This is a genomic window from Marivita sp., assembly GCF_020055635.1.
Classification (GTDB): domain Bacteria; phylum Pseudomonadota; class Alphaproteobacteria; order Rhodobacterales; family Rhodobacteraceae; genus Marivita.
The window spans coordinates 1-22,559 of sequence record NZ_JAIPUT010000051.1 but is presented as its reverse complement, the minus strand read 5'-3'; the positions used below and the strand labels follow the sequence as shown (position 1 = coordinate 22,559).

The window sequence follows — 22,559 nt, the reverse complement described above, 5'->3', positions numbered from 1 at the left end:
CAACCCATCACAGGAGCGACAGCCATGAAATTCTTTGTCGACACAGCCGAACTTGACGCCATCGCGGAACTCAACGACCTGGGAATGATCGATGGCGTGACGACGAACCCCTCGCTGATCAAGAAGTCGGGGCGCGACATCCTTGAGGTCACAAAAGAGATCTGTGACATGGTCGACGGTCCGGTATCGGCCGAAGTGGTCGCGCTCAAGGCCGAGGACATGATCGCCGAAGGCCGGAAACTGGCCGAAATCGCCGAGAACATCGCGGTCAAGGTACCGCTGACCTGGGACGGGCTGAAAGCCTGCAAGGTGCTGACCGAAGAAGGAAAGATGGTCAACGTGACGCTGTGCTTTTCGGCCAACCAGGCGCTTCTGGCGGCCAAGGCCGGCGCGACCTTCATTTCGCCCTTTATAGGACGGCTGGACGATCTGAACATCGACGGGCTCGACCTGATCGCGGATATCCGCGAAATCTACGACAATTACGGCTTCGAGACCAACATCCTTGCCGCGTCGATCCGCACCGCGAACCACATGAGCGACTGCGCCAAGATCGGAGCCGATGTGGCCACGGCCCCACCCGCAGTGATCAAGGCGATGGCGAACCATGTGTTGACCGACAAGGGTCTGGACCAGTTCGTGGCCGACGCCAAGGCCGCAAATATCAAGATCGTCTGAGGCCGGCCTTCCGCCTCGGGGCGGCCTCGAGCACGCTGGACCACCCCGCCTTCGGCCACGCCCCGCGCGGGGCGTTTCAGCGCCTCTGCCACAATTCACGCAGATGCCCGCGATTTTAGCGAAAAAATGCGGGCATCTCGGCTGGTCTGCTGATAGGGTTCAGGAAAATACATATGACGAGGATGGCATGAGCAGCCCCCGTATCGACGACGACTTGCGTGAAAAGATCATCACGCGCCCTGATGTGATTCTCGAAGATCAGGACCTGATGCGCGCGCTGATCGCCGCCAACGAGCGTGCGATGGGCGGCAATATCGTCGATCTGCGCGGCATCGCCATGGATCGGCTAGAGGCGCGGCTTGACCGGCTTGAAGACACGCATCGGTCGGTGATCGCGGCTGCCTATGAAAACCTGGCCGGGACCAACCAGGTGCACCGCGCCATCCTGCGCTTGATGGACCCGGTCGAATTCGAACCTTTCCTGCGCGATCTGGGCGGTGACGTGGCCGAGATCCTGCGGGTGGACGTGATCAAGCTGGTGCTCGAATCGGTGCAGAATGACGAAGATCCGGCAATCAAGCGGTTGGGGTCGGTGTTGTCGGTGGCAGCGCCGGGCTTTATCGAATCCTACCTGACCAGCGGGCGCAACACGTCGCCGCGTCAGGTGACCCTGCGCCAGATCGAAACCGGAACCCGCGACATCTATGGCGAAAAGGCCGACTGGATTCGGTCCGAGGCCTGTCTCAGGCTCGATTTCGGCGCCGGTCGGCTGCCTGGCCTGCTGGTCATGGGGGCAGAAGACCCGCACCATTTCACGCCGCAGCAGGGCACCGACCTTCTGACCTTCTTCACCGGCGTGTTCGAGCGCCAGATGCGGCGCTGGCTGTCGTGACGCTGATGATCTCTCCGGCGGCGCGCGACGCGCTGGAGGGGTGGCTGGCCAGCAGCCGGGCTTTGAACGGCACGGCCGAGAACACGTTGACCGCCTATCGCGGTGACGTGGTCGATTTCATCGCATTCCTGACGGAATACAAGGGCGCGGCGCAGGGGCTTGCCCCCTTGGCGCGGATCACGGTGCCCGACATGCGGGCCTGGATGGCGCATACCCGCAACGCAGGGTCGGGAGCCCGGTCGCTGGCGCGCAAGCTGTCGGCGGTCAAATCCTTCTACCGCTGGCTCGCGGAACGCGAGGGGTTCGAGCCGACCGCCGTTCTGTCGACCCGGGCGCCCAAGTTCCAGAAGAAGCTGCCGCGCCCGCTGAATGAAGACGCGGCGCGGGCGATGATCGACACGGTGGGGCAGCAATCGCAAAAGAACTGGGTCGGCGCGCGTGACATGGCGGTGGTGACGTTGCTCTACGGCTGCGGGTTGCGGATCTCCGAGGCGCTTGGGCTTATGGGGCGCGACCTGCCCCTGGGCGACGCGATGCGGATCATCGGCAAGGGCGGCAAGGAACGGGTCGTGCCGGTCCTGCCCATCGCGCGGCAGGCGGTGGCGACCTATGTCGCACTTTGCCCGTTCGACATGGAGGACACTGCGCCGGTGTTTCGCGGGGCGCGCGGCGGGGCGCTGAACGCGCGGCTGGTTCAGAAGGTTACGGAACAGGCGCGGCTGCAGCTTGGCCTGCCCGCGACGGCGACGCCGCACGCGATGCGGCACAGTTTTGCGACGCATCTGCTGTCGGCGGGGGGCGATCTGCGGGCCATCCAGGAATTGCTGGGTCATGCGTCCCTGTCGACCACGCAGGCCTATACCTCGGTCGATACCGTGCATCTCATGAAAGTCTACGAGGCCACACATCCCAAGGCGGGATGACTGTGACGGGTACAATTCAGCGCGGGCTTTTTGCGTCGGCACATGCAAGGTTCGCGGCGTCTCCAGCTTTGTACGAGTGACGTCCATGCACCCGAACCCGACCTTTCACAGCCAGGACCACGCGAAGGACATCGCCTTCGTGCGGGACCGGGCCTTTGGCACCTTGATGGTGAATGGCGACCCGGTGCCGATGGTGGCGCATGTGCCGATCCTGCTGTCCGAAGACGGGTGCGAGGTTCTGATTCATCTGGTGCGCTCGAACCCGATTGCGCGGGCGCTGAAGGCGCCGCTTGCCGCACGGATCGCGGTGATGGGGCCGGATGGCTATGTTTCGCCGGACTGGTACGGGACCGCCGACCATGTGCCGACATGGAATTACGTCGCGGTGCAGATCACCGGTGTTCTGGAACTTTTGCCACATGGAAAAATGCGCGAGGTGCTGGATGCGCAATCGGCGCATTTCGAAACCCGCCTTCTTCCGAAAACGCCCTGGACCACCGACAAGATGAGTCCGGACGTTCTGGAAAAGATGATGCGAATGATCGTGCCCTGCCGGATGAAGGTGGACGATATCGCGGCGACGTGGAAGCTGGGCCAGAACAAGGATGACGCAGTGCGGGAGCGCGCAGCGGCGCGCGTCTCCGGCGGCATCGGAACGGAGTTGGCGGCGCTGGCGACGTTGATGGGCGATCCGCCCGACCTCTGAGCGGGTCTTTCCGTCGACGGAAAGAGGACGATGCGTCGACGCATCGTGATGCGCCGCTTGGCATTTGTCGCGCAACAGGATTAGCTGGGACATCACCGACATGTGGAGCAGTCAGATGCAACTTCTTCGTTCAGGCCCCTCACCTTTCGTTCGCAAGGTTCTCGTCACGCTGCACGAGACCGGGCAATATGACGACATCGACCATGTGGACGTGGCCACCACGCCGCTTGCGCCCGATTCCAAGCTGATCGCGGCGAATCCCGTGGGCAAGATCCCCGCACTTGTGCGGTCGGACGGACCGACGATCTATGACAGCCGGGTGATCTGCCGCTTTCTGGATGCGCGGGCAAACGCGGGTCTTTATCCCGAGCACCGGATCTGGGACACGCTGACGCTCGAGGCGACGGCGGATGGGATCCTGGATGCCGCCGTCCTGATGGTCTACGAAACCCGGTTCCGCCCCGAGGAAAAGGTGATGATGGAATGGGTCGAGGGCCAGTGGGGAAAGGTCTCGCGTGCGCTGGATGCGCTGAATACGCGCTGGATGAGCCATCTGAACGGGCGCGTCGACATGGGCCATATCGCGGTGGGTTGTGCTTTGGGGTATCTGGACCTGCGCCACGATGCGCGGTCGTGGCGAACCGGGCGGGATGGCCTGGCGGCGTGGTTCGAGACCTTTGCGAAGCGCGACAGCATGGTGGCGACACATCCCGCCCCCTGATCCGCGACGGGACGTCACCACGCGATGTCTTGCACGTTGGGCGGTGCGGGTTTACCGACCCGCAATGCTTTGAGAGGATATTGCCGCGATGCGGATGACTGACACCTTCATCAAACCGATGCACCCGGAGGGACGCAAATTCGTCGCGATCTTCGCGGCGATCACGCTGGTCCTGTTCGCGGTCGAGGACATCCTGGGCTGGATCGGCGTCGGCCTGACGGTCTGGTGCTATTATTTTTTCCGCGATCCCGAACGCGTCGTACCGGATCGCCCTGGACTGATCATCAGCCCGGCGGATGGCATCGTGTCGCTGATCGAACCCGCCACCCCGCCGCAAGAGCTTGGTCTGCCGGACGTGCCGCTGATGCGGGTCAGCGTGTTCATGTCGGTGTTCAACTGCCATGTGAACCGGGCCCCGGCGGCGGGCAAGGTCGAAAAGATCGCCTATCGCCCGGGCAAGTTCCTGAACGCTTCGCTCGACAAGGCGAGTGAGGACAATGAACGCAATTCGCTGATCATCCGGATGGAGGACGATCGCATCCTGCCCGTTGTCCAGATCGCAGGGCTGGTCGCGCGGCGCATCGTGAGCTTCACGCAGGAAGGCGCGGTTCTGGATCGGGGCGAACGCTTTGGCCTGATCCGCTTCGGATCGCGGCTTGATATCTACTTGCCGGACGGGGTCGCGCCCGTTGTGAAGATCGGCCAGACCATGGTCGCCGGAGAGACCGTGCTTGCGGACCTGACGGCATGAGCCCGGAGCGCAACGGCGAAAAGCTGACGCTGGTCCAGCTGCTGCCGAACATGCTGACGGTGACGGCAATCTGTGCCGGGCTGACCGCAATCCGCTTCGGGTTGCAGGGCAATTACCAACTCGCGGTTCAACTGATCCTGCTGGCGGCCATTCTTGACGGGGTCGATGGCCGTCTCGCGCGGGCGCTTGGCAGCGACAGCAAGATGGGGGCCGAACTCGACTCGCTGGCGGATTTCCTGAACTTCGGGGTGGCGCCCGGCATCCTGCTCTATGTCTGGGCGCTGGACGATACGAAACAGCTCGGCTGGCTTGCCGTCCTGGTCTACGCGGTGTGCGCCGTCACCCGGCTTGCCCGGTTCAACGTGGCGCGCAAAACCGAAACCGGACCTGCGGACAACGCCTATTTCATCGGTATCCCCTCGCCCGCCGGGGCAATGCTGGTGATGTTGCCGATGTATGCATCTTTCGCCTTCGACAGCGCACAAATCATTCCAGACGTGCTTCTCGCGATCTACATGGCCGGCATCGGCATGCTGATGATCGGGCGGTTTCCGGTCTGGTCGTTCAAGACGACGCAGATCAGCCAGCGCCGGGTCAAGATGTTCCTGGTCGGCTTTGCCGCCATCGGTGCCGCGGTGGCCATCTATACCTGGATCGCGCTGGTCGTCCTCAGCCTGATCTATATCGGAGCGGTCGTGTCGATGCTGCCATCGTCGCGTCGCGCGCTGGCGCAATCTCGCGACAAGACCGACAGCTGATCAGAACTTCAGCGTCAAACCGACATTGAGCGCGTTGGTCTTGATGTCGGTTTCGAGCTTTCCGCCCTCGGGCAAGTCGACATTGTTGCTGGAATAGGTGAACTGGTATTCGCCGAACACCGCGAACCGGTCGTTGAGATCGTAGCTGACGCCTGCGGTCAGACGCGCGGCCGGCCCGGTATACTGAAATTCGTAGGTTTCGATCCCCGTGGTCGTATCCACATCGACATGCGGCACAGCGATGCCGAGGCCGCCACCGACATACGGCGTCAGCGCGCCTTCGGCCCACAGGCCCGGCCAGCGCTGATAGGCGTTGACGGTGACGATGTTCAGTCCGTCGGTGAATTCGAGGTCGGAGAAGCCGATCGCTTCCTTTTCGTCATCCGGCGCATAGACCTTGGCATGCGTGAATTCGAGGCCGAAGCCTAGCTTCTCATTCGTCCACCACGTGCCGCGCACGCCATAATAGGGAGGCATCTCGAAGGATCGCCCCTCCCATCCGATCAGGGCGTCGATCTCTGCTCCGGTGCCGGGATAATCGCCGTAGACGCGGCTGTGCGGCGCGGTCTGCCAGCCAGAATAGATCGACAGCTCCATCTCGGCCAGCGCGGGAGACGCGATGGTCAGAGTGCTAAGTGCAAGAATACCTGACAGAATCGTTTTCTGCATGGGGAGCCGCCCGTTTTGACTTTCTGCGCTGCGTAACATGCAAATATGACCCCGTCAGGGCCAATTGCCGCGACACTTCGGCGCTTATGTCTAACCTAGGTCTTCTGGAGGTGGACGGCTAGGGGGTAGCCCGCTAAATACCCGTTCGGAACGCCGCGAAGTCAGCGGCCCAACCCGTATTGTGGCCAGATGATCGGCCGATAAATGGAGAAAACCTCGTGTCCAACGCAGAACACCACGAAGGCACCCGGAGGGACTTCCTGTACTATGCAACGGCAGGCGCAGGCGCGGTCGCAACCGGTGCCGCAGTTTGGCCTCTGGTCAACCAGATGAACCCGTCAGCGGACGTTCTGGCGCTGTCCTCTATCCGAGTGGACGTGTCGGGCGTGTCGGAAGGCTCGCAGATCACCGTGAAATGGCTCGGCAAGCCGGTCTTCATCCGCCGCCGCACCGAAGCCGAAGTCCAGGAAGCCCGTTCGGTCGATCTGTCCGACCTGCCCGATCCGATTGCGCGCAACGCCAATCTCGACGGTCAGGCCGAAGCCACCGACGAGAATCGCGCGCTGGATGACACCGGCGAATGGCTGGTTCAGATGGGTGTGTGCACGCACCTCGGCTGTGTGCCTCTGGGCAATGCCGGCGATTACACCGTCGAAGGCGGCGTCGGCGGCTGGTTCTGCCCCTGCCACGGGTCTCACTACGACACGTCCGGCCGGATCCGCAGAGGGCCTGCCCCGGAGAACCTTCCAGTTCCCCCCGCCGAGTTCGTCGACGAAACAACCATCCTGCTGGGATAAGGAGACGCGCGAATGTCTGGAATTCCTCACGACCATTACGAGCCGTCAACCGGCGGAGAAAAGTGGCTTCACAAGCGGCTGCCGATCGTCGGGCTCATGTATGACACCCTGATGATCCCCACACCCAAGAACCTGAACTGGATGTGGATCTGGGGCATCGTTCTTGCCTTCTGTCTGGCGTTGCAGATCATCACCGGGATCGTCCTGGTGATGCACTATACGCCCCATGTCGACCTGGCCTTTGCCAGCATCGAGCACATCATGCGCAACGTGAACGGTGGCGCGATGCTGCGTTACCTGCACATGAACGGCGCGTCGCTGTTCTTTGTGGCGGTCTATGCGCATATCTTCCGCGGCCTCTACTATGGCTCCTACAAGGCCCCGCGCGAGATCACCTGGATCATCGGCATGCTGATCTACCTGCTGATGATGGGCACCGCGTTCATGGGCTATGTTCTGCCCTGGGGTCAGATGTCCTTCTGGGGGGCCACCGTGATCACCGGCCTGTTCGGCGCGATCCCGTTTGTCGGTGAATCGATCCAGACCTGGCTGCTGGGCGGGCCCGCCGTGGACAATGCCACGCTGAACCGTTTCTTCTCGCTGCACTACCTTCTGCCCTTCGTGATTGCCGGTCTCGTGATCGTGCATATCTGGGCCTTCCACACCACGGGCAACAACAACCCGACCGGTGTCGAAGTGCGCCGCACCTCGAAGGCGGATGCCGAGAAGGACACGCTTCCGTTCTGGCCCTATTTCGTGATCAAGGACCTGTTCGCGCTTGCCGTCATTCTCGTGGTGTTCTTTGCGGTGGTCGGCTTCATGCCGAACTACCTGGGCCACCCGGACAACTACATCGAGGCGAACCCGCTGGTGACACCGGCGCATATCGTTCCGGAATGGTACTTCCTGCCGTTCTACGCCATCCTGCGCGCCTTTGACGGTGACGTCTGGGTCGTGATCGCGGCCAGCTTCCTGACCGGCGGTATCGTCGATGCGAAGTTCTTCGGCGTGCTGGCGATGTTCGGCTCGATTGCGGTCATGGCGCTGGTGCCGTGGCTTGATACCTCGTCGGTGCGCTCCGGTCGCTACCGCCCGATGTTCAAGTGGTGGTTCTGGCTCTTCGTGGTGAACTTCTTCGTTCTGATGTGGGTTGGCGCGATGCCGGCAGAAGGCATCTACCCCTACATCGCCCTGATCGGCTCCACCTACTGGTTCGCCTACTTCCTCGTGATCCTGCCGCTGCTGGGTGTGCTTGAAAAGCCGCTGCCGCAGCCCGACACGATCGAGGACGATTTCAAGGCGCACTATGGCAAGTCCTCGTCCACAGAGGGCGCTCCTTCAGCGACCCCGGCCGAGTAAGAAAGGACAAGCACACAATGTTCAAGAAACTTGCCCTCGCGGCCACATTGGCCCTGGCCCCTGTCTCCGGCGCATTCGCCGCCGGAGCGGACGGCCATGTCGAGAATTTCGACTTCTCGTTCGAAGGCCCGTTCGGCACCTTCGACCAGGCGCAGCTTCAGCGTGGTCTTCAGGTCTACACCCAGGTCTGCTCGGCCTGCCACGGGATGCAATACGTGCCTCTGCGGACATTGTCCGCCGAGGATGGCCCCGGCATGCCGGAAGACCAGGTGCGTGCCTATGCCGCCGAGTTCTACGAAGTCTATGACGAAGAGCTCGAGGATTTCCGGCCGGCACGTCCGACGGATCACTTTCCCGAGGTCAATGCCGCCGGCGCGCCGGACCTGAGCCTGATGGCAAAGGCCCGTGCCGGGTTCCACGGCCCTTACGGCCTTGGCATCAACCAGTTCTTCAAGGGCATGGGCGGACCCGAGTACATCGCATCGCTGCTCACCGGCTACACCGGTGACGACAAGGAAGAAGCGGGCGCGATCCTTTACGAAAACACCGCGTTCCCGGGCGGGTACATCTCGATGGCTCCGCCGCTCTACGGCGACGACGTGGAGTATTCCGACGGCACCGAGGCCACCATCGAACAGCAGTCGGAAGACGTTGCCGCATTCCTGATGTGGGCGGCCGAACCCAAGCTGATGGCGCGCAAGCAGGCCGGCTTTGTCGGGGTCGTGTTCCTCACCATCCTGTCCGTGCTGCTCTACCTGACCAACAAGCGCCTCTGGGCACCGGTCAAGTCCCGCACCAAAGAGTAGGCCTTTCGCTGAAGACACATCAAAGCCCCGCCAATCCGGCGGGGCTTTTTTCGTTGGCGCGGACAAGCTTGCTCGGAGAGCACTTGCAACGCGCAGTTCTCAAATCGCGGGAAAGGCGCCTGCCAGGGCAATTCACCCGAGCCGGTGCGCGGTTTCACATCTCGCCAAGATAGGCGCGCAGGCTCGGGGGCGGATCGTCAAGAAGCGCTCGCGTATCCTGCGGGGCGGTCACCTCACCACCGTCGACAAAGACCGACCGCGGCGCAAAACGCCGCGCATCCTTGGGATCATGTGACACCAGCAGCACCGTCAGGCCTTCGCCATCGGCAACCCCGGCCACCAGATCAAGCATTTCGTCCTTGAGCGCCGGACCCAGAGCGGCAAAGGGCTCGTCCAGAAGCAGCACGGGTCGCGCCTGAACAAGCACACGCGCAAGCGCGGCGCGGCTTTGCTGGCCGCCCGACATTTCCGACAGGCGGCGCGACGCGAACCCGCTCAGCCCGACGCGCGCCAGCCCGGTTTCGATCCTGGCCTCATCGCCCTTTCGCAAGATGCCAGTTGCGGGGTTCAGCGCGAGCGCGAGGTTCTGCCGGATCGTCAGATGCGGGAACAGGTTGGTGTCCTGGAACAGGATGCTCACCGGTCGCTCTGCCGGGGGGCGGTTGGTGATGTCCGTCCCGTGCCATCGGATCACGCCCGCCTCCGGTTGGCGGAACCCGGCGATGACATCGAGCAAAGTGGACTTGCCCGACCCCGACGCACCAAGGATGGCCACCCGCTCACCAGACGCGACGTCGAAGGTCGCAGTCAATTCGAACGTTCCCGCGCGGGCGCAGATGTGATCAAGTTCCAGAGCCAACGCGCCCTCCCCGGTCGAATACCCAGAACAGCGTCAAGCTCAGCAAGAGCAGCAGGAGCGCCCCGCCTGCGGCTTGTTCCATCCGGTATGCGCCCATCAACTGATAGACCTTGAGCGGCAATGTCGCCCGGTCCGGATCCGCGAAAAGCGCGATCACGCCCAGATCTCCCATCGACAACGCCGCCGTCAAACCGGCGGCAAAGCCCAGCGGACGTCTGAGACGCGGCACCAGCACCCAGCGGAGCCAAGCCCAGCCCGACAGGCCCAGCGCCTGGCTCAGTCGCGTATACTCGGTCCGCACCGCCTCGGCCTCGGGACGCAGGATGCGCAGGGCGAAGGGAAGGCTGACAAAGGCATTGACCGTGGCGGTCACGTAAAGCGCCAGCTCGAACGGATTGGCGAAAGGCCGCACGATGAGAAACAGACCGATCCCCAGAACAAGCGGTGACAATGCGATGCCCGCAAGACCCAGCCATTCGCCCCAGCGCGACGCGAGCGGCAAAGCCCAGAGCAGACAAAGCGCCGTGGAGCCCAGCGCAACAAGGATCGAATGTCCCGCCGCCTGCCAGACCGAAGCCCCCAGCGTGGTGATACCGGCAAGCCCGTTCAGCGTGACCATGGCCAGCGGGGTCAGAAGAAACACAGCGGCAAGCACGATCCACAGGGTATCCGTCCCGATGGCGATCCCATCCGTACGGTCCCAGCGCGGAACAGGCCGATCCAGTCCCTGCGCTGCCACCGGCAGCGACGTCAGGCGCAGTGCGATCAGACCCGCCGTCAGGGCAAGGCCCAGTTGCAGCAGCCCGAGGACCGCCGCGCGGCCAAGATCGAAATCGAACCGCATGGATTGGTAGATCGCCAGTTCCAGCGTGGTGGCGCGCGGTCCGCCGCCAAGCGTCAGGGCCACGGCGAAGGAGGACAGGCAGATCACGAAGATCACGGCAAACGCCCCCGGTACGATCCGCTGCAACATCGGCCTTTCGATGGATCGCCACATCGCGCGGGGCCTCATGCCCAGTGTTGCCGCGAGGCGGAACTGCTCGGCCGGGATCGCCAGCCAGCCTTGCAGGATCAGCCGGGTCGCCAGAGGCAAGTTGAAGAAGACATGCGCCAGTACAACGCCATGCAACCCGTAGATCTGCACCTCGGGCACACCAAGCGGAGCAAGCAGGCGGTTCAGCAAACCGGATTGACCGAACACCGCCAATAGGCCCAGCACGGCCACGATGACAGGCAGGATGAAGGGAGCTCCCAAGAGCGCCACCAGCAGGCGCCGCCCAATGAACTGGCGCCGCGCAAGAGCCCGCGCCAAGGGGATCGCGAACAGAACGCTCAGCGCGGCCGACAAGGTCGCCTGCACCAGCGTGAACCGCAGGGCCTGCCCATCAGCCGGGGTGAAGCCCGAAAACGCCTCTGCACGCAGGACAACGGCCGTGACCGGGCCGATGACCAGCCCGGCCACACACAGCGCCGCGATGATCGGAACCGTTATCGAGAAAGGGCGCGTCGCCATTCCTCTACCGTTTCATCCCGCACTGCAGCGGCCTCTTCCTCGGTGTAGAACAGCACCTTTTCCGGCAGCGCCAGTTCCTTGAACCCGTCTGGCCACTTGGCCGGGTCAAGCTTGGCCGGAAAGGACCAGTTGCCGGTGGCGATCATCGTCTGGAACTCCTCGGACAGTTGGAACTCGAGGAACTGGTCCGCCAGCTCCGGCACATCGGTCCCCGCCACCTTGGCCGACAGCTCCACCATGAAGTAATGCCCTTCGGGGAAGATCGCCGCCTTCTTGGTGCGGTCGTCCTCGGCGATGATGTGATAGGCCGGAGACGTGGTATAGCTCAGCACCATTTCCGCCTCGCCATCGGTGAAAAGACCATAGCTTTCCGACCAGCCCTTGGTCACGGTCAGGATTTTCGGCGCGAGCCGTTCCCAGACCTGTTCCGCCTTGTCGCCATAGATCGCCTTGACCCAGAGCACCAGCGCCAGTCCCGAGATCGACGAGCGCGGATCCTGGATCACGATCTTCAGATCATCGGGCGCGTTCAAGAGCGCGTCAAAGCTTTCCGGCACATCGGAGATGCGTTCTTCGTTGTACACGAAGGCCGTATGGCCGTAATTGTAGGGCAGGAACACATCGTCGGTCCACTCCACCGGCAGGGTCAGGCTTGATGTGTCCTGGCCATGCGGCGCGAACAGCCCGCTTTCGCGGGCGCGCTGGGTCACGTCGGTGTTCAGGCCGAACACGATATCCGCGTCGGTCTGATCGCCTTCCAGCAGGATGCGGGGCAAGAGATCTCCCGGCTTGAACTGCAGGTCGCAGGCGCATTGCGCCTCGAACATCTCTTCGATCTTCGGGCCGGGGCCCCATTCCGAAACGATGTAATCGCCTGCATAGACGGTCAGGACGGGTGTATCTTGCGCAACCACCATCGTGGTCGAAGCAATCAATCCCGCAGCAAATGTCAGGGCCGTTTTCATGGCATCCTCCTGTTTTGCGACGAGAGGGCAAAGCAGGAGCAGGTCCAGACCTTCCCTCCGCCGGTGTTAACCGGTTCAGGTTCAACGGGTTCGCTTGCGCATCTCAGCCGATCTTCCGGCACCCCGAGGTACTGAAAGAAGTAGTCTCGCCTTCGGGACTCTTCAAGCCGAAACCTCCGCCTGCTTCATCTTGCCGGATAAACTCCGGGGGGTGTGGGGGGCAGAGCCCCCCACGGATCGGATTGGCGCAGCCAATCCGAAACTCCTTGAGCGCCATCGCCCGCTGTCCTAACACACGGGTCAGCCAAGGAGACGCGCGTCATGAGCCTGAACACCTTCGGACACCTGTTCCGTGTCACCACATGGGGCGAAAGCCACGGGCCCGCCTTGGGCGCCACGGTAGATGGCTGTCCTCCGGGCGTTCCGATCGACGCAGGCATGATCCAGCATTGGCTGGACCGCCGCAAACCGGGGCAGAACAAGTATACCACCCAGCGCCGCGAGGCGGACGAGGTCAGGATCCTGTCGGGCGTGTTCGATGGCCAGACCACCGGCACCCCGGTGCAGTTGATGATCGAGAACACCGATCAGCGGTCCAAGGATTACTCGGACATCATGGAGAAATTCCGCCCCGGTCACGCGGATATCACCTATTGGCAGAAATACGGCATCCGCGATTATCGCGGTGGCGGGCGGTCTTCTGCGCGCGAAACAGCGGCGCGGGTGGCGGCAGGTGGATTGGCGCGCGAGGCGATCCGCGCAATGCTGCCCGGTGTGCAGATCACCGGCTACATGACCCAGATGGGGCCGCATCAGATCGACAGGGACCGGTTCGACTGGGACGAGATCGAGAACAACCCGTTCTGGGTGCCCGATGCCAAGGCGGCGACGGATTGGGCCGACTATCTCGACGGGCTGCGCAAGTCGGGCGAAAGCGTCGGCGCGATCATCGAGGTTGTTGCGCGCGGAGTGCCTGCGGGTCTTGGCGCGCCGATCTACGGCAAGCTGGATACGGACCTTGCGGCAGCGATGATGAGCATCAATGCGGTCAAGGGTGTGGAAATCGGAGAGGGCATGTCGTCGGCCATGTTGACGGGCACGTTGAATGCTGACGAGATCTTCATGGGACCGGACGGGCCGGAATACAGTTCCAACCACGCGGGCGGTATTCTGGGCGGGATTTCCACGGGTCAGGATATCGTCGTCCGCTTTGCGGTCAAGCCAACGTCATCCATCCTCTCGACCCGCAGGACCATAACCAAGTCCGGCGAAGAGACCGAGATCATCACCAAGGGCCGGCACGATCCTTGCGTCGGTATCCGCGCCGTGCCTGTGGGAGAGGCGATGATGGCCTGCGTCATCCTTGATCACATGCTGCTGCATCGCGGACAGGTCGGCGGGAACCGCGGCACGATCGGCTGACGCCGCGTTTCAGCCCCTGACTGTCTGACGCGAGATTTGCACCGCAAGGATGCCCAGCGTGATGATCACCACGCCAAGGATGTCCATCGTGCCAAGTCCTTCGGACAGGATCACTGCGGCAATCGCCACGCCCAGGAACGGGTTGAGGAAGTGGAACGTCGCCGCCTTGACCGCGCCGATGCGATTCACCAGCCAGAACCAGACCAGCGTGGCGGCAAGGCCCGGAACAAGCGTCGTGTAGACAAAGGCAAGCACGAGCTTGGGCGACATCGTCACCTCAAGCGTTTCCAGCATCAGCCCGGCCGGCCAGAGAACCGCGCTGCCGATCAGCATCTGCAATCCGACGACCATCATGAAATTGCCGCCCGAACTGGCGTTGCGCAGCGCCAGTGTCGCGACCGTCAGGGACAGCACACCGATCAGGCACAGGCCAATACCGTAGATGTCGGCGCCGGCGCCGAGACGCGCGCCCATGATGATGACCACACCGCAAAACCCGGCAATCAGCCCGATCACACCGATGGGTGACATGCGCTGCCCGGCAAAGAGCCATCCGGCGACCCCCACCAGAAGCGGCATGGACGAAGCGATGATCGCAGCGAGCGAGGCTTCGATGCGTTGCATGGCGACGAAGTTCAGCCCCAGGTACAGCGCATTCTGGCAGATGCCGAAGATGATCGTCGCGCGCCATTGCACCCGGGTCAGCCGCCAGCTCTGCCCCATCCAGAGCGCGATCAGGACCGCCAGAGCGCCGGAAATGGTAAAGCGAAACGCCAAGGCCATGAGCGGCGGGGCGTCGGCCACGATGATGCGCGCCGAAGTAAAGGCCGAGGACCACATGACCGCGAAGGCCAGTCCCATGAGGATTGCGCGAATGTCCAAGGGGGCCTCCGGATGCTTGGTCGTGTGGTGATAGCGAGAAGCCTTGCCGTGGGAAACCCGATAGCGCAGCTTTTTACCGCGCACTGCCTGACGAGGTCGCAGACCATGCCGTCGATACCCTGGGGCAAGAATCTTCTGGATCGACGCAGGTCTGGCGGTAGAGTTGCGGCATATCCCTTTCCCGATGGACTTTTCAGATGACCAATCCCTTTCAGTTTTCCGTCGAACTCGGCGCGACGCCGCCTGACCAGCGGCGCCAGCCGGGAGACCCGTTGCGTATCCTCGTTCTGTCCGATCTCGGAACAAGCTGTCGCTCCCGGACCGGGGACACGCTTGAGACGCGCGCGATGCGGCGTCTGGATGTCGACGCCCTTGAAACGTTGCTGAAGGACGAGGCCCCCCGTCTGAACCTGCCAGCCGGACCGTTCGCCCCCCGCGAGATCGACGACTTTGATGCCGATCAGCTGGTTCAGAGCTTTCCGGTTTTCCAGGCACTCAAGGATTTGCGCAGCCGCCTGATTGTGCCCGCGACATTCGACAAAGCCGCAGAAGAGGTGCGCGCCGTGCTTCAAGCCTCTGGGGAGACCGCGCAGGATGCGGTGCCGGCCCGCGCAGAGACGGACACCGATACGCTGTCGCGCCTGTTCGGACAGACGTCTGAGGCCGGCACAGCCTCCGGCCCACCCGATGCGGGCGGCTATATCGACCGTCTGTTGCGGGACGCGGTGGCAGACCACGTCGTCGAGGATGCCGAGCCGGGGGCGGAGCCATATGTTCAGGCCGTGGATGCGGCAGCCGCAGACCATCTGCGCGCGATCCTCCACGATCCATCCTTCCAGTCTCTCGAAGCGGCGTGGCGCGGGCTTGACCTTCTTGCGTCGAACATCGAGACCGACGAAGAGCTTTCGATCCATGTCTGGAATGTCGGCAAATCCGAGCTGCAGGCCGCGCTTGGACCAGAGGGACAACCGCTCGATCAGACACTGCTGCACCGCCGGATCGTTGCGGAATACGCGGATGCCCCGTTCACGCTGATCATGACCGATGGTGCCTTCGAAGACACTACCGAGGACCTGCGGCTGCTCGCGTCACTGGGCGCCCTGGCGGGACGGACAGGTGCCGCCGTTCTGGTGAATGTCGATGCGCAACTTATCGGAGCCCCGTCCTGGCACGCGATCGCGAACGCGCCGGAAGCCTTTGGTGATGCAAGCGACGGTTGGACCGCATTGCAGTCCAGCCCGATGGGGCAGCATATCGTGGCGCTTGGACCGAAATTCCTGATGCGCACATCTTATGGCAAGCGCCGGGATCCGGTGGATGCGTTTTTCGATTTCGAAGAGGTGCAGGCCCCCGCGACCGACCACGATGCATTTCTCTGGGGTGCCCCTTCCCTCGTTGCAACCGTGTTGATCGCGCGGGCGTTCCGGGAGGATGGATGGAATACGCGGCTTGACAGCGCACTGACCTATGACGACCTGCCGCTGGTCAGTTTCGAAGCGGGGGGCGTTCCGGTGATGAAGCCCTGCGCCGAAGCGCCCCTGTCCGAACGTGTGGCCGAGGCCGTGCTTGAACGGGGCGTCGTGCCGCTGGTGGCCCTGCGCAATCAGAATGCCGTGCGCCTGCCGTGGCTGCGGACCATATCTCGCACAGACGAAACCCGGGTCGTTCCCTTCCTCTGCTGACAGGGAGCGCCAAAAAACCCCGCCGGGAACCGGCGGGGCAAGGTGTAGTGCCGCGGGATCATGACCGCAGGCACCGGCGGTGTTCTGTGACTGTCAGCCTGTTTCCGACCGGATCTGCTGGCGCAGCACGTCGATGGGAACGGTCTTGCCATCGCGCTTGAAACACCAGTAGGTCCAGCCGTTGCAACTCGGGGCGCCCTCAAGATGCGCGCCGACCTGGTGGATCGAGCCCTTGATGTCGTTGCCGATCAACGTGCCGTCCGCGCGAACCTTGGCCTTGTGGCGACCGTTCATGCTCAGGAGTTCCTCACCCGGGCGCAACATGCCGCGCTCGACAAGCTGTCCGAACGGCACGCGCGGCTCGGCGCGTTTGCTGGTCGAGGTTTCAAGCGCCACCTTGTCAAGTCGGCGCACCGAGGCGATCCGCTTTTGCGCGACCACGCGATATTTCTCCTCGCGTTCGATGCCGATCCAGTCGCGGCCCAACATCTTGGCGACCGCGCCCGTTGTGCCCGTCCCGAAAAAGGGATCCAGCACGACATCGCCCGGCTTGGTCGATCCGACGAGAACGCGGTGCAAAAGAGCCTGCGGTTTCTGCGTCGGATGCGCCTTTTCGCCAGCCGCATCCTTGAGCCGTTCGCCACCATTGCAGATCGGCAGAACCCAGTCCGACCGCATCTGGATACCTTCGTTCAACGCCTTCAGCGCCTCGTAGTTGAAGGTATATTTCGCGCCTTCGGATTTCGACGCCCAGATCATGGTTTCATGCGCGTTGGTAAACCGCTTGCCACGGAAATTGGGCATCGGGTTCGACTTGCGCCAGACCACGTCGTTCAGGATCCAGTAGCCTTCGTCCTGCAAGGCCGATCCGACGCGAAAGATGTTGTGATACGAGCCGATGACCCAGATCGCCCCGTCCGGTTTCAGCAATCGGCGCGCCGCCTTGAGCCAGGCGCGGGTGAAGTCGTCATAGACGGCGAAGCTCGAAAACCGGTCCCACTCGTCATCCACCGCGTCGACGCGGGAATTGTCGGGGCGATGCAGATCGCCCTTCAATTGAAGATTATACGGCGGATCGGCGAAGATCAGATCGACCGATGACGCGGGCAAGCCGTTCATCACCTCGATGCAATCGCCCTCCAGGATCGTGTTTATCGGCAACGCCTCGGCGCTGTTCGGCTTGGTCATCTTTGTCATTCTCTGCCTATCGTCCCGGCGCAGTTGTTGCGCTCTGTCATTGGCCTAAAAGATGAGTCAAACCTGATTCGTGGTCAATTTCTTTTTTGAATCAAGCAGTTATGAATTTCGCTTGTCACAAGATATTGTGGACCGGCTTGAAGGAACGTCTATGGTGTGGGGTCACACCAAGATTTCGAAGGGCTTCTTTGTGACACTTCGTCGGGTAACCCATGTTGGTTTCCCAGCCATAGCCGGGGCACTGTTGCGCCAAATCCCACATGATCGCGTCGCGCCTTGTTTTGGCCACAATCGAAGCAGCCGCGATGCTCAGGGACAGCGCGTCTCCCTTGATGATCGGCGTCGCCGGAAGGGTCAGCTCGCGGGGGCACAGGTTGCCGTCCACAAGCACGTGATCTGGCGGATATGGCAGTGCAGCGATCGCCCGGCACATCGCCAGGTGACTGGCCCGAAGGATATTGATCTCGTCGATCTCTTCGACCGTCGCCAGGCCGATGCCAACCTCGGCCTGATCGAGGATCAGCTGCAGCAGCGCGTCCCTCCTGGTGGCGCTGAGGAGCTTGGAATCCCGCAGTCCCTCCGGCAGAAGATCCCGCGAGAGCACCACCGCCGCCGCCACCACGGGTCCGGCCAGCGGCCCGCGGCCAGCCTCATCCACCCCGGCAATCCGAGCCCCTCCAGGAGCGCGTATCTGGTCTTCGAAATCAAAGCTTGGCATCATGGCGACAGATTGCCGATCCTGGCCGCATTGGCAAGCCGCGAGGACCAGACCGCGCCCCGCCCAAGCATTGGATTGTCGGCCAGGTTTGTTTTTGCATTTTCCCTACAAATCCCACTGGACACGCCCCAAAGCGTCACATAGAACGCCGCCACCTGAACCTTCGTCGTTCACCCGTGCCCGGGTAGCTCAGGGGTAGAGCAGTGGATTGAAAATCCTCGTGTCGGTGGTTCGATTCCGCCCCCGGGCACCACTTTTAAGCATTTGTATTCTAACGATTTATTCGCGTCCGAGTTTTGCGTAAACTTGGGATGATATGGCTCCGGGACGACAGCGGGACCACTTCTGTTCGTCGCTTGTAATTTCGTCATCGATCGAGGGAGAAATTCTGGACAGGTAGAAGGCCAAGTCTCGACCATGGCACTTGTGCCGGCAATCGTTGATGAGGTTGGTGACGTGCCGGCGAAAGGCCTTGCTCCGCTTTGCCCGCGGAGCAGACGGTTGCGGGTTCAGTCATCGGCTCAAGACTGAGTATCCAGAAAGCTCCCTCACTCACATTCATGCGGCCGCAATCACTGCCCGTTTCCTTGTCCCAAGCGCCTGTGGACTTCCGTCCAAAATCTGGCAAAATAAGCTCGAATGCGAGGCTACCTCTCGCTGGACTGAACCTTGTTTCGAGGAATAGTGTCGTGCCGGCAGAGAAGACCGTTGCGGAGCAATGTCGCCAGCTTGCCGCCACGTGGCGGGCCGGGACCTACGAATGGTGGCCGTCCGAGGACCGCGTTGTCTGGTCCCCCGAGTTGTTGCAACTTTATGGACTGACGCAGGCGCCGGATGCGGAGGCGGGCTTTATCGCACTCGTTCACCCGGAGGATCAGGTACGCGTCGAGGGCGAAACCTCCACCTACCTGGGATCGGACGGCACAAGCTACAGCCACAGCTTCCGGATCGTTCGGCCTGACGGTGCCGTCCGGGTCATCCTGGATCGAGGTGCAATCGAGCGGGACCCGGCGGGGAACGTCAGGGTCATTCGCGGGATCAACATCGACGTCACCGAGGACGTCAGGGTCGGCGCCTTCGTCCAACAAGACCCGATGACAGGCGACAGCGAGACCGCGGCGCTGACATACCTTTCCGCCAACTCACCGCCGACGATCGTTTTCGAATGGGACATCCAGGCAGACAATGTCCAGCGCATCGCGAGCGATCATCCGGGCTTGCCAAAAAACACAGACGAGCCCGAGACCTTTGAACACGTCGTGAATGCCGTCCATCCTGCGGACCGCGAGACTTTCCGCACCGCGGTCCATGCCGCGCTGAGTTCTCCTGATGGCACGTACACGTCGCGCCATCGCTTCAGCGGCCCCGAAGGAACGGCGCTCTGGTTCGCCGAAAGTGGCCGTGTCGAATTCAATGCAGACCGGACGCCATTGCGCATGATCGGCTTTTCTTATGCCACTTCCGCAGAGGAGCGCGTGAAGGATGAACTGGCCGACTCGAATGCCATGCTGACGGCGCTGCTCGATGGCGCACCTGTCGGTCTTGGGGTCTGGGACAGCGCGTTCCGATTCCAGCATGTGAATCCCAGGCTCGCAGAGATCAACGGTCTGCCGCCCGACGTTCACATCGGGCGCCGACCTGACGAACTCATGCCCGATCTCGTAGATTACGAGAACCTCTATCGCCGCTGGGGCGAGATCCTTAAGACGGGTGAGCCTTGGTACGGGGTCGAGATCAGCGGCGAGACACCGGCGGAACCGGGGCACCTGCGCCATTGGGAGGAACACTTCTTCCCCGTTCGCATCGACGGTCGGAACGTCGGCATCGCGGCCATCGTGCAGGAGACGACACAGCGCAAGCAAGCGGAAGAGGATCTTCGCAGGAGCGAAGAGCGTTATCGCAGCCTGTTCGAGGCTATCGACCAGGGTTTCTGCGTGCTGGAGGTGCGCTTCGACGCCCCGGACGGGCGTATCGATTACCGGGTCGTGGAGGCGAACCCCGCTTTCTACGAACGAACAGGCTTTCCCGAGGTCATTCTGGGCCACTGGCTGCGCGAGGCTGCGCCTGAGCTTGAGGACCATTGGTACGAGGCATACGGACGCGTCGCGAGGACAGGTGAGCCGGTGCGCTTCGAGCAGCATTCCGAGATGCTGGGACGGTGGTTCAACGTCTACGCCTTCCGGATCGGGTCGTCGCCGGACAACCACGTCGCCGTGCTGTTCAGTGACATCTCGGAACGCAAGAACCGAGAGGAACAGACCCAGCTGGTGATGAAAGAGGCAGATCACCGCGCCAAGAACATGCTCAGCCTCGTGCTGGCAATGGCACGGCATACAGCCTCGTCTGGCGCGGACGATTTCACGGAGCGCTTCGCAGAGCGGGTGAAGGCGCTGGCGGCCGCGCAGGACCTGTTCTTTCAACATTCGTGGAAGACGGTACCGGTCGCCGAACTCGTCCAATCCCAGCTTGCTCATTTCTCCGATCTGATCGGTGAGCGTATCGAGACCGACGGCCCGCCGGTCGCACTTACCCCGGATGCCGCGCAAGCCCTGGGGATGGCTCTCCACGAACTTGCCACCAATGCAGCCAAATACGGTGCGCTTTCGAACGAGACCGGGCACATCGCAATCCGCTGGTCGCTGGAACGGGATGCATCTACCGAACCCCGGTTCACTCTATCATGGCTGGAAAGTGGCGGACCGCAGGTGACACAGACGGGACGATCGGGCTTCGGCTCCAAGGTGACGACCGGGATGGTCGAGGCGAGCATGGACGGCAAGGTACGGGTCGACTTCGCGCCGGCTGGACTTTCATGGCGTCTCTCGTGTCCGCTTGCGGGCGTGATTGCCGACTGATCGGCAACTCCTGGCCCGAACGAGGGTCACCCGGTCTTCTGTCCCCTCGGTCTTCGCCAGACCATCATGGCCTCCGGTCAATACGCCCGGAGTTATTGCAGGATGGGCCGCATAGATGATCAACACGATTTCGTTGCCCGCCCATGGTCTCGCCGAAGTGGTGCGCACGGCCGCGAAGACCGATTTCAAGATTAGCGAGAAGCGACGGTTCGGTGCACGGGTGCCGCACCGTTTCGTGCAGGGAGGTCAGGCCGCAGGAACCTTCGACGACGGTTGATGTTTGACCGGTACGCGGCGACGGATCATCGGCCACGGAGGACCTGTCGTCAAACAAATCAACGCAGATGATGCGAAGAGGAAACATCATGCCGAAGCAACTTTTTAATCTTGCCGCAAGCACGGCCATCGCTCTTGGTCTCGCCGCCGCTCCCGCGCTCGCGCAGGAATGGAGCGACTGGGACGAGGACGGCGACAGCGCGCTGAGCGAGGAAGAATTCGACGCCGGGTTTGGCGAGATCGAGGTGTTCGATGAGTGGGACGAGAACGACGACGAGCTGGTCTCCGAGTTCGAGTACTCCACCGGGTTCGAGAATGACTATGACGCGGGAGGCTTCGCTGAGGCCGACGCCGACGCCGACGCACAACTGACTGAAGACGAGTTCGGAGATGCCGTCTTCGGCGAGTACGACCAGGACGACAGTGGAGTCCTCGAGGAAGAGGAAGCGTCCGTCTTTGGCGACGACGATTGGTTCTGATCGTTCCGCGAGAGCAGCGCTCTCCTTCCATGAGGCCAGGATCCCGGCTCACTGTCCCGAAGTCCGGTGTTGCGGTCTTCTTTCTGGCCACAGGCGGCGCCCTTTAGCGGGCGCTGCTGACTCAACCGTGCATTTCCACCTAGCTGACGGCGACAATGGTCGCCATCGCCGACGGCCAGTGGCGATCTGCATGGCCACGCGGCTGCCAAGAAAAGTCTTGCCGACGACACGCCCCTGAACCGCATTGGCGGTCTCCTTGATGAAAAAGCCGTTGGTATCTCTCATCTTGGATAGGTCTTAGCGTCCTGTAGCGATCGCGCATTGGACAGCTGCTTCATGGAAATTACGCCATGGTGGAATGTCATCCCCTTAAACGGCACGTATTCAACCAACAGTCTTCGGGGGCCGAACCGGTTCGCCGAGCACATGCATTAGTCGGTTAGCCCACCCAAAAAGCGCGGAAGACAAGATGAGGTCGAGAATTTCGGCCTCATCCAGACCTGCTTTTAACAGTGCCGCCAAATGCTGCGGACCCGCCTGTGACGGCGTCTCCGACAGTGCGACCGCAAAGTCAAAGATTGCCCGGTCCCGCGGGTCAAGTTCCGCCTGCGCACCGTCGCGGAACAGCTTGTCTGTCACATCTGTAGATTT

At 62.3% G+C, this 22,559-nt stretch carries 23 protein-coding genes, 1 tRNA gene and 1 riboswitch; of the genes, 16 read left to right on the top strand and 8 right to left on the bottom strand.

The features are described 5' to 3' along the window. Positions 1-24 precede the first annotated feature (24 nt). From fsa to pssA, 7 genes are all read left to right on the top strand, one after another. Positions 25-678, top strand: a complete 654-nt coding sequence (gene fsa, locus LCF60_RS18750) for a fructose-6-phosphate aldolase (protein WP_292293898.1) — start codon at positions 25-27, stop codon at positions 676-678. A gap of 187 nt (positions 679-865) precedes the next feature. Next, positions 866-1,570, top strand: coding sequence for a DUF484 family protein (locus tag LCF60_RS18745; RefSeq protein WP_292293896.1), 705 nt, complete (start codon positions 866-868; stop codon positions 1,568-1,570). A 5-nt stretch (positions 1,571-1,575) separates the two neighbouring features. Further along, a complete protein-coding gene (locus tag LCF60_RS18740; protein WP_292293913.1) occupies positions 1,576-2,493 on the top strand; it encodes a tyrosine recombinase XerC in 918 nt (305 codons plus the stop codon). Between the two features lie 85 nt (positions 2,494-2,578). Next, positions 2,579-3,199: an FMN-binding negative transcriptional regulator gene (locus tag LCF60_RS18735; protein WP_292293912.1), complete on the top strand. Its 621-nt coding sequence runs from the start codon at positions 2,579-2,581 to the stop codon at positions 3,197-3,199. Positions 3,200-3,314: 115 nt separating this feature from the next. After that, a complete protein-coding gene (locus LCF60_RS18730; protein ID WP_292293895.1) occupies positions 3,315-3,920 on the top strand; it encodes a glutathione S-transferase in 606 nt (201 codons plus the stop codon). Positions 3,921-4,008: 88 nt separating this feature from the next. Beyond that, complete coding sequence (locus LCF60_RS18725; RefSeq protein ID WP_292293893.1) at positions 4,009-4,671, top strand: phosphatidylserine decarboxylase; 663 nt, start codon at positions 4,009-4,011, stop codon at positions 4,669-4,671. Then, complete coding sequence (pssA, locus tag LCF60_RS18720) at positions 4,668-5,429, top strand: CDP-diacylglycerol--serine O-phosphatidyltransferase (protein ID WP_292293891.1); 762 nt, start codon at positions 4,668-4,670, stop codon at positions 5,427-5,429. Before LCF60_RS18725 ends, pssA begins: the two co-directional genes overlap by 4 nt. Here pssA and LCF60_RS18715 read toward each other — a convergent pair whose 3' ends face one another. Next, on the bottom strand, positions 5,430-6,098 hold the full coding sequence (locus LCF60_RS18715; protein ID WP_292293890.1) for an outer membrane beta-barrel protein: 669 nt from the start codon (positions 6,096-6,098) through the stop codon (positions 5,430-5,432). Positions 6,099-6,316: 218 nt separating this feature from the next. Between LCF60_RS18715 and petA the strand changes: the two genes are divergently transcribed. From petA to LCF60_RS18700, 3 genes are read left to right on the top strand one after another with little or no spacing between them, the layout of a single operon-like run. Next, positions 6,317-6,895, top strand: a complete 579-nt coding sequence (gene petA, locus LCF60_RS18710; protein WP_292293888.1) for a ubiquinol-cytochrome c reductase iron-sulfur subunit — start codon at positions 6,317-6,319, stop codon at positions 6,893-6,895. Positions 6,896-6,907: 12 nt separating this feature from the next. Then, entirely contained in the window at positions 6,908-8,254 is a 1,347-nt protein-coding gene (gene petB / locus LCF60_RS18705) for a cytochrome b (RefSeq protein WP_292293887.1), read from the top strand. A 17-nt stretch (positions 8,255-8,271) separates the two neighbouring features. Further along, complete coding sequence (locus LCF60_RS18700; protein ID WP_292293885.1) at positions 8,272-9,060, top strand: cytochrome c1; 789 nt, start codon at positions 8,272-8,274, stop codon at positions 9,058-9,060. A gap of 154 nt (positions 9,061-9,214) precedes the next feature. Here LCF60_RS18700 and LCF60_RS18695 read toward each other — a convergent pair whose 3' ends face one another. Genes LCF60_RS18695 through LCF60_RS18685 form a run of 3 tightly spaced genes read right to left on the bottom strand, consistent with a single transcriptional unit; the run spans position 9,215 to position 12,397 of the window. Beyond that, positions 9,215-9,898, bottom strand: coding sequence for an ATP-binding cassette domain-containing protein (locus LCF60_RS18695; protein ID WP_292293910.1), 684 nt, complete (start codon positions 9,896-9,898; stop codon positions 9,215-9,217). A 4-nt stretch (positions 9,899-9,902) separates the two neighbouring features. Then, positions 9,903-11,432, bottom strand: coding sequence for a thiamine/thiamine pyrophosphate ABC transporter permease ThiP (locus LCF60_RS18690; RefSeq protein WP_292293884.1), 1,530 nt, complete (start codon positions 11,430-11,432; stop codon positions 9,903-9,905). Further along, positions 11,408-12,397: a thiamine ABC transporter substrate binding subunit gene (locus LCF60_RS18685; RefSeq protein WP_292293882.1), complete on the bottom strand. Its 990-nt coding sequence runs from the start codon at positions 12,395-12,397 to the stop codon at positions 11,408-11,410. The genes LCF60_RS18690 and LCF60_RS18685 overlap by 25 nt, the downstream gene beginning before the upstream one ends. A 35-nt stretch (positions 12,398-12,432) precedes the next feature. After that, positions 12,433-12,533, bottom strand: a riboswitch (TPP riboswitch). Between the two features lie 185 nt (positions 12,534-12,718). Here LCF60_RS18685 and aroC point away from each other — a divergent pair. Continuing rightward, the gene (gene aroC, locus LCF60_RS18680) at positions 12,719-13,819 is read left to right on the top strand and encodes a chorismate synthase (protein ID WP_292293881.1); all 1,101 of its coding nucleotides are present in this window, start codon (positions 12,719-12,721) and stop codon (positions 13,817-13,819) included. 9 nt (positions 13,820-13,828) lie between these two features. Here aroC and LCF60_RS18675 read toward each other — a convergent pair whose 3' ends face one another. After that, positions 13,829-14,701: a DMT family transporter gene (locus tag LCF60_RS18675; protein WP_292293878.1), complete on the bottom strand. Its 873-nt coding sequence runs from the start codon at positions 14,699-14,701 to the stop codon at positions 13,829-13,831. Positions 14,702-14,898: 197 nt separating this feature from the next. Here LCF60_RS18675 and LCF60_RS18670 point away from each other — a divergent pair, with 197 nt between their 5' ends. Further along, complete coding sequence (locus LCF60_RS18670; RefSeq protein ID WP_292293877.1) at positions 14,899-16,383, top strand: type VI secretion system contractile sheath large subunit; 1,485 nt, start codon at positions 14,899-14,901, stop codon at positions 16,381-16,383. 93 nt (positions 16,384-16,476) lie between these two features. Here LCF60_RS18670 and LCF60_RS18665 read toward each other — a convergent pair whose 3' ends face one another. Both LCF60_RS18665 and LCF60_RS18660 read right to left on the bottom strand, forming a co-directional pair. Further along, positions 16,477-17,580: a site-specific DNA-methyltransferase gene (locus tag LCF60_RS18665; protein WP_292293875.1), complete on the bottom strand. Its 1,104-nt coding sequence runs from the start codon at positions 17,578-17,580 to the stop codon at positions 16,477-16,479. 115 nt (positions 17,581-17,695) lie between these two features. Further along, positions 17,696-18,301: a ribonuclease HII gene (locus tag LCF60_RS18660; protein ID WP_292293873.1), complete on the bottom strand. Its 606-nt coding sequence runs from the start codon at positions 18,299-18,301 to the stop codon at positions 17,696-17,698. Positions 18,302-18,476: 175 nt separating this feature from the next. Between LCF60_RS18660 and LCF60_RS18655 the strand changes: the two genes are divergently transcribed. The 4 genes from LCF60_RS18655 (at position 18,477) to LCF60_RS18640 (ending at position 21,908) form a co-directional block, all read left to right on the top strand. Beyond that, positions 18,477-18,551: transfer RNA gene (locus LCF60_RS18655), tRNA-Phe, on the top strand. A gap of 436 nt (positions 18,552-18,987) precedes the next feature. Beyond that, entirely contained in the window at positions 18,988-21,153 is a 2,166-nt protein-coding gene (locus LCF60_RS18650) for a PAS domain-containing protein (RefSeq protein WP_292293872.1), read from the top strand. Positions 21,154-21,268: 115 nt separating this feature from the next. Then, positions 21,269-21,430, top strand: coding sequence for a hypothetical protein (locus LCF60_RS18645; protein WP_292293871.1), 162 nt, complete (start codon positions 21,269-21,271; stop codon positions 21,428-21,430). Between the two features lie 88 nt (positions 21,431-21,518). Further along, positions 21,519-21,908, top strand: a complete 390-nt coding sequence (locus LCF60_RS18640) for a hypothetical protein (protein ID WP_292293869.1) — start codon at positions 21,519-21,521, stop codon at positions 21,906-21,908. 384 nt (positions 21,909-22,292) lie between these two features. Here the strand turns inward: LCF60_RS18640 and LCF60_RS18635 are convergent. After that, a partial coding sequence (locus LCF60_RS18635; RefSeq protein WP_292293868.1) for a peroxidase-related enzyme occupies positions 22,293-22,559 on the bottom strand: 267 nt, incomplete at its 5' end.

Bases quoted from the DNA above. Each gene is read 5' to 3' on its own strand.
- petB (WP_292293887.1), top strand. From the start codon at position 6,908: ATGTCTGGAATTCCTCACGACCATTACGAGCCGTCAACCGGCGGAGAA.
- LCF60_RS18715 (WP_292293890.1), bottom strand. From the start codon at position 6,098: ATGCAGAAAACGATTCTGTCAGGTATTCTTGCACTTAGCACTCTGACC.
- aroC (WP_292293881.1), top strand. From the start codon at position 12,719: ATGAGCCTGAACACCTTCGGACACCTGTTCCGTGTCACCACATGGGGC.
- LCF60_RS18700 (WP_292293885.1), top strand. From the start codon at position 8,272: ATGTTCAAGAAACTTGCCCTCGCGGCCACATTGGCCCTGGCCCCTGTC.
- LCF60_RS18745 (WP_292293896.1), top strand. From the start codon at position 866: ATGAGCAGCCCCCGTATCGACGACGACTTGCGTGAAAAGATCATCACG.
- LCF60_RS18640 (WP_292293869.1), top strand. From the start codon at position 21,519: ATGCCGAAGCAACTTTTTAATCTTGCCGCAAGCACGGCCATCGCTCTT.
- LCF60_RS18730 (WP_292293895.1), top strand. From the start codon at position 3,315: ATGCAACTTCTTCGTTCAGGCCCCTCACCTTTCGTTCGCAAGGTTCTC.
- LCF60_RS18660 (WP_292293873.1), bottom strand. From the start codon at position 18,301: ATGATGCCAAGCTTTGATTTCGAAGACCAGATACGCGCTCCTGGAGGG.
- pssA (WP_292293891.1), top strand. From the start codon at position 4,668: ATGAGCCCGGAGCGCAACGGCGAAAAGCTGACGCTGGTCCAGCTGCTG.
- LCF60_RS18665 (WP_292293875.1), bottom strand. From the start codon at position 17,580: ATGACAAAGATGACCAAGCCGAACAGCGCCGAGGCGTTGCCGATAAAC.
- LCF60_RS18690 (WP_292293884.1), bottom strand. From the start codon at position 11,432: ATGGCGACGCGCCCTTTCTCGATAACGGTTCCGATCATCGCGGCGCTG.
- LCF60_RS18740 (WP_292293913.1), top strand. From the start codon at position 1,576: ATGATCTCTCCGGCGGCGCGCGACGCGCTGGAGGGGTGGCTGGCCAGC.
- LCF60_RS18725 (WP_292293893.1), top strand. From the start codon at position 4,009: ATGCGGATGACTGACACCTTCATCAAACCGATGCACCCGGAGGGACGC.
- LCF60_RS18685 (WP_292293882.1), bottom strand. From the start codon at position 12,397: ATGAAAACGGCCCTGACATTTGCTGCGGGATTGATTGCTTCGACCACG.
- LCF60_RS18735 (WP_292293912.1), top strand. From the start codon at position 2,579: ATGCACCCGAACCCGACCTTTCACAGCCAGGACCACGCGAAGGACATC.
- LCF60_RS18670 (WP_292293877.1), top strand. From the start codon at position 14,899: ATGACCAATCCCTTTCAGTTTTCCGTCGAACTCGGCGCGACGCCGCCT.
- fsa (WP_292293898.1), top strand. From the start codon at position 25: ATGAAATTCTTTGTCGACACAGCCGAACTTGACGCCATCGCGGAACTC.
- LCF60_RS18645 (WP_292293871.1), top strand. From the start codon at position 21,269: ATGATCAACACGATTTCGTTGCCCGCCCATGGTCTCGCCGAAGTGGTG.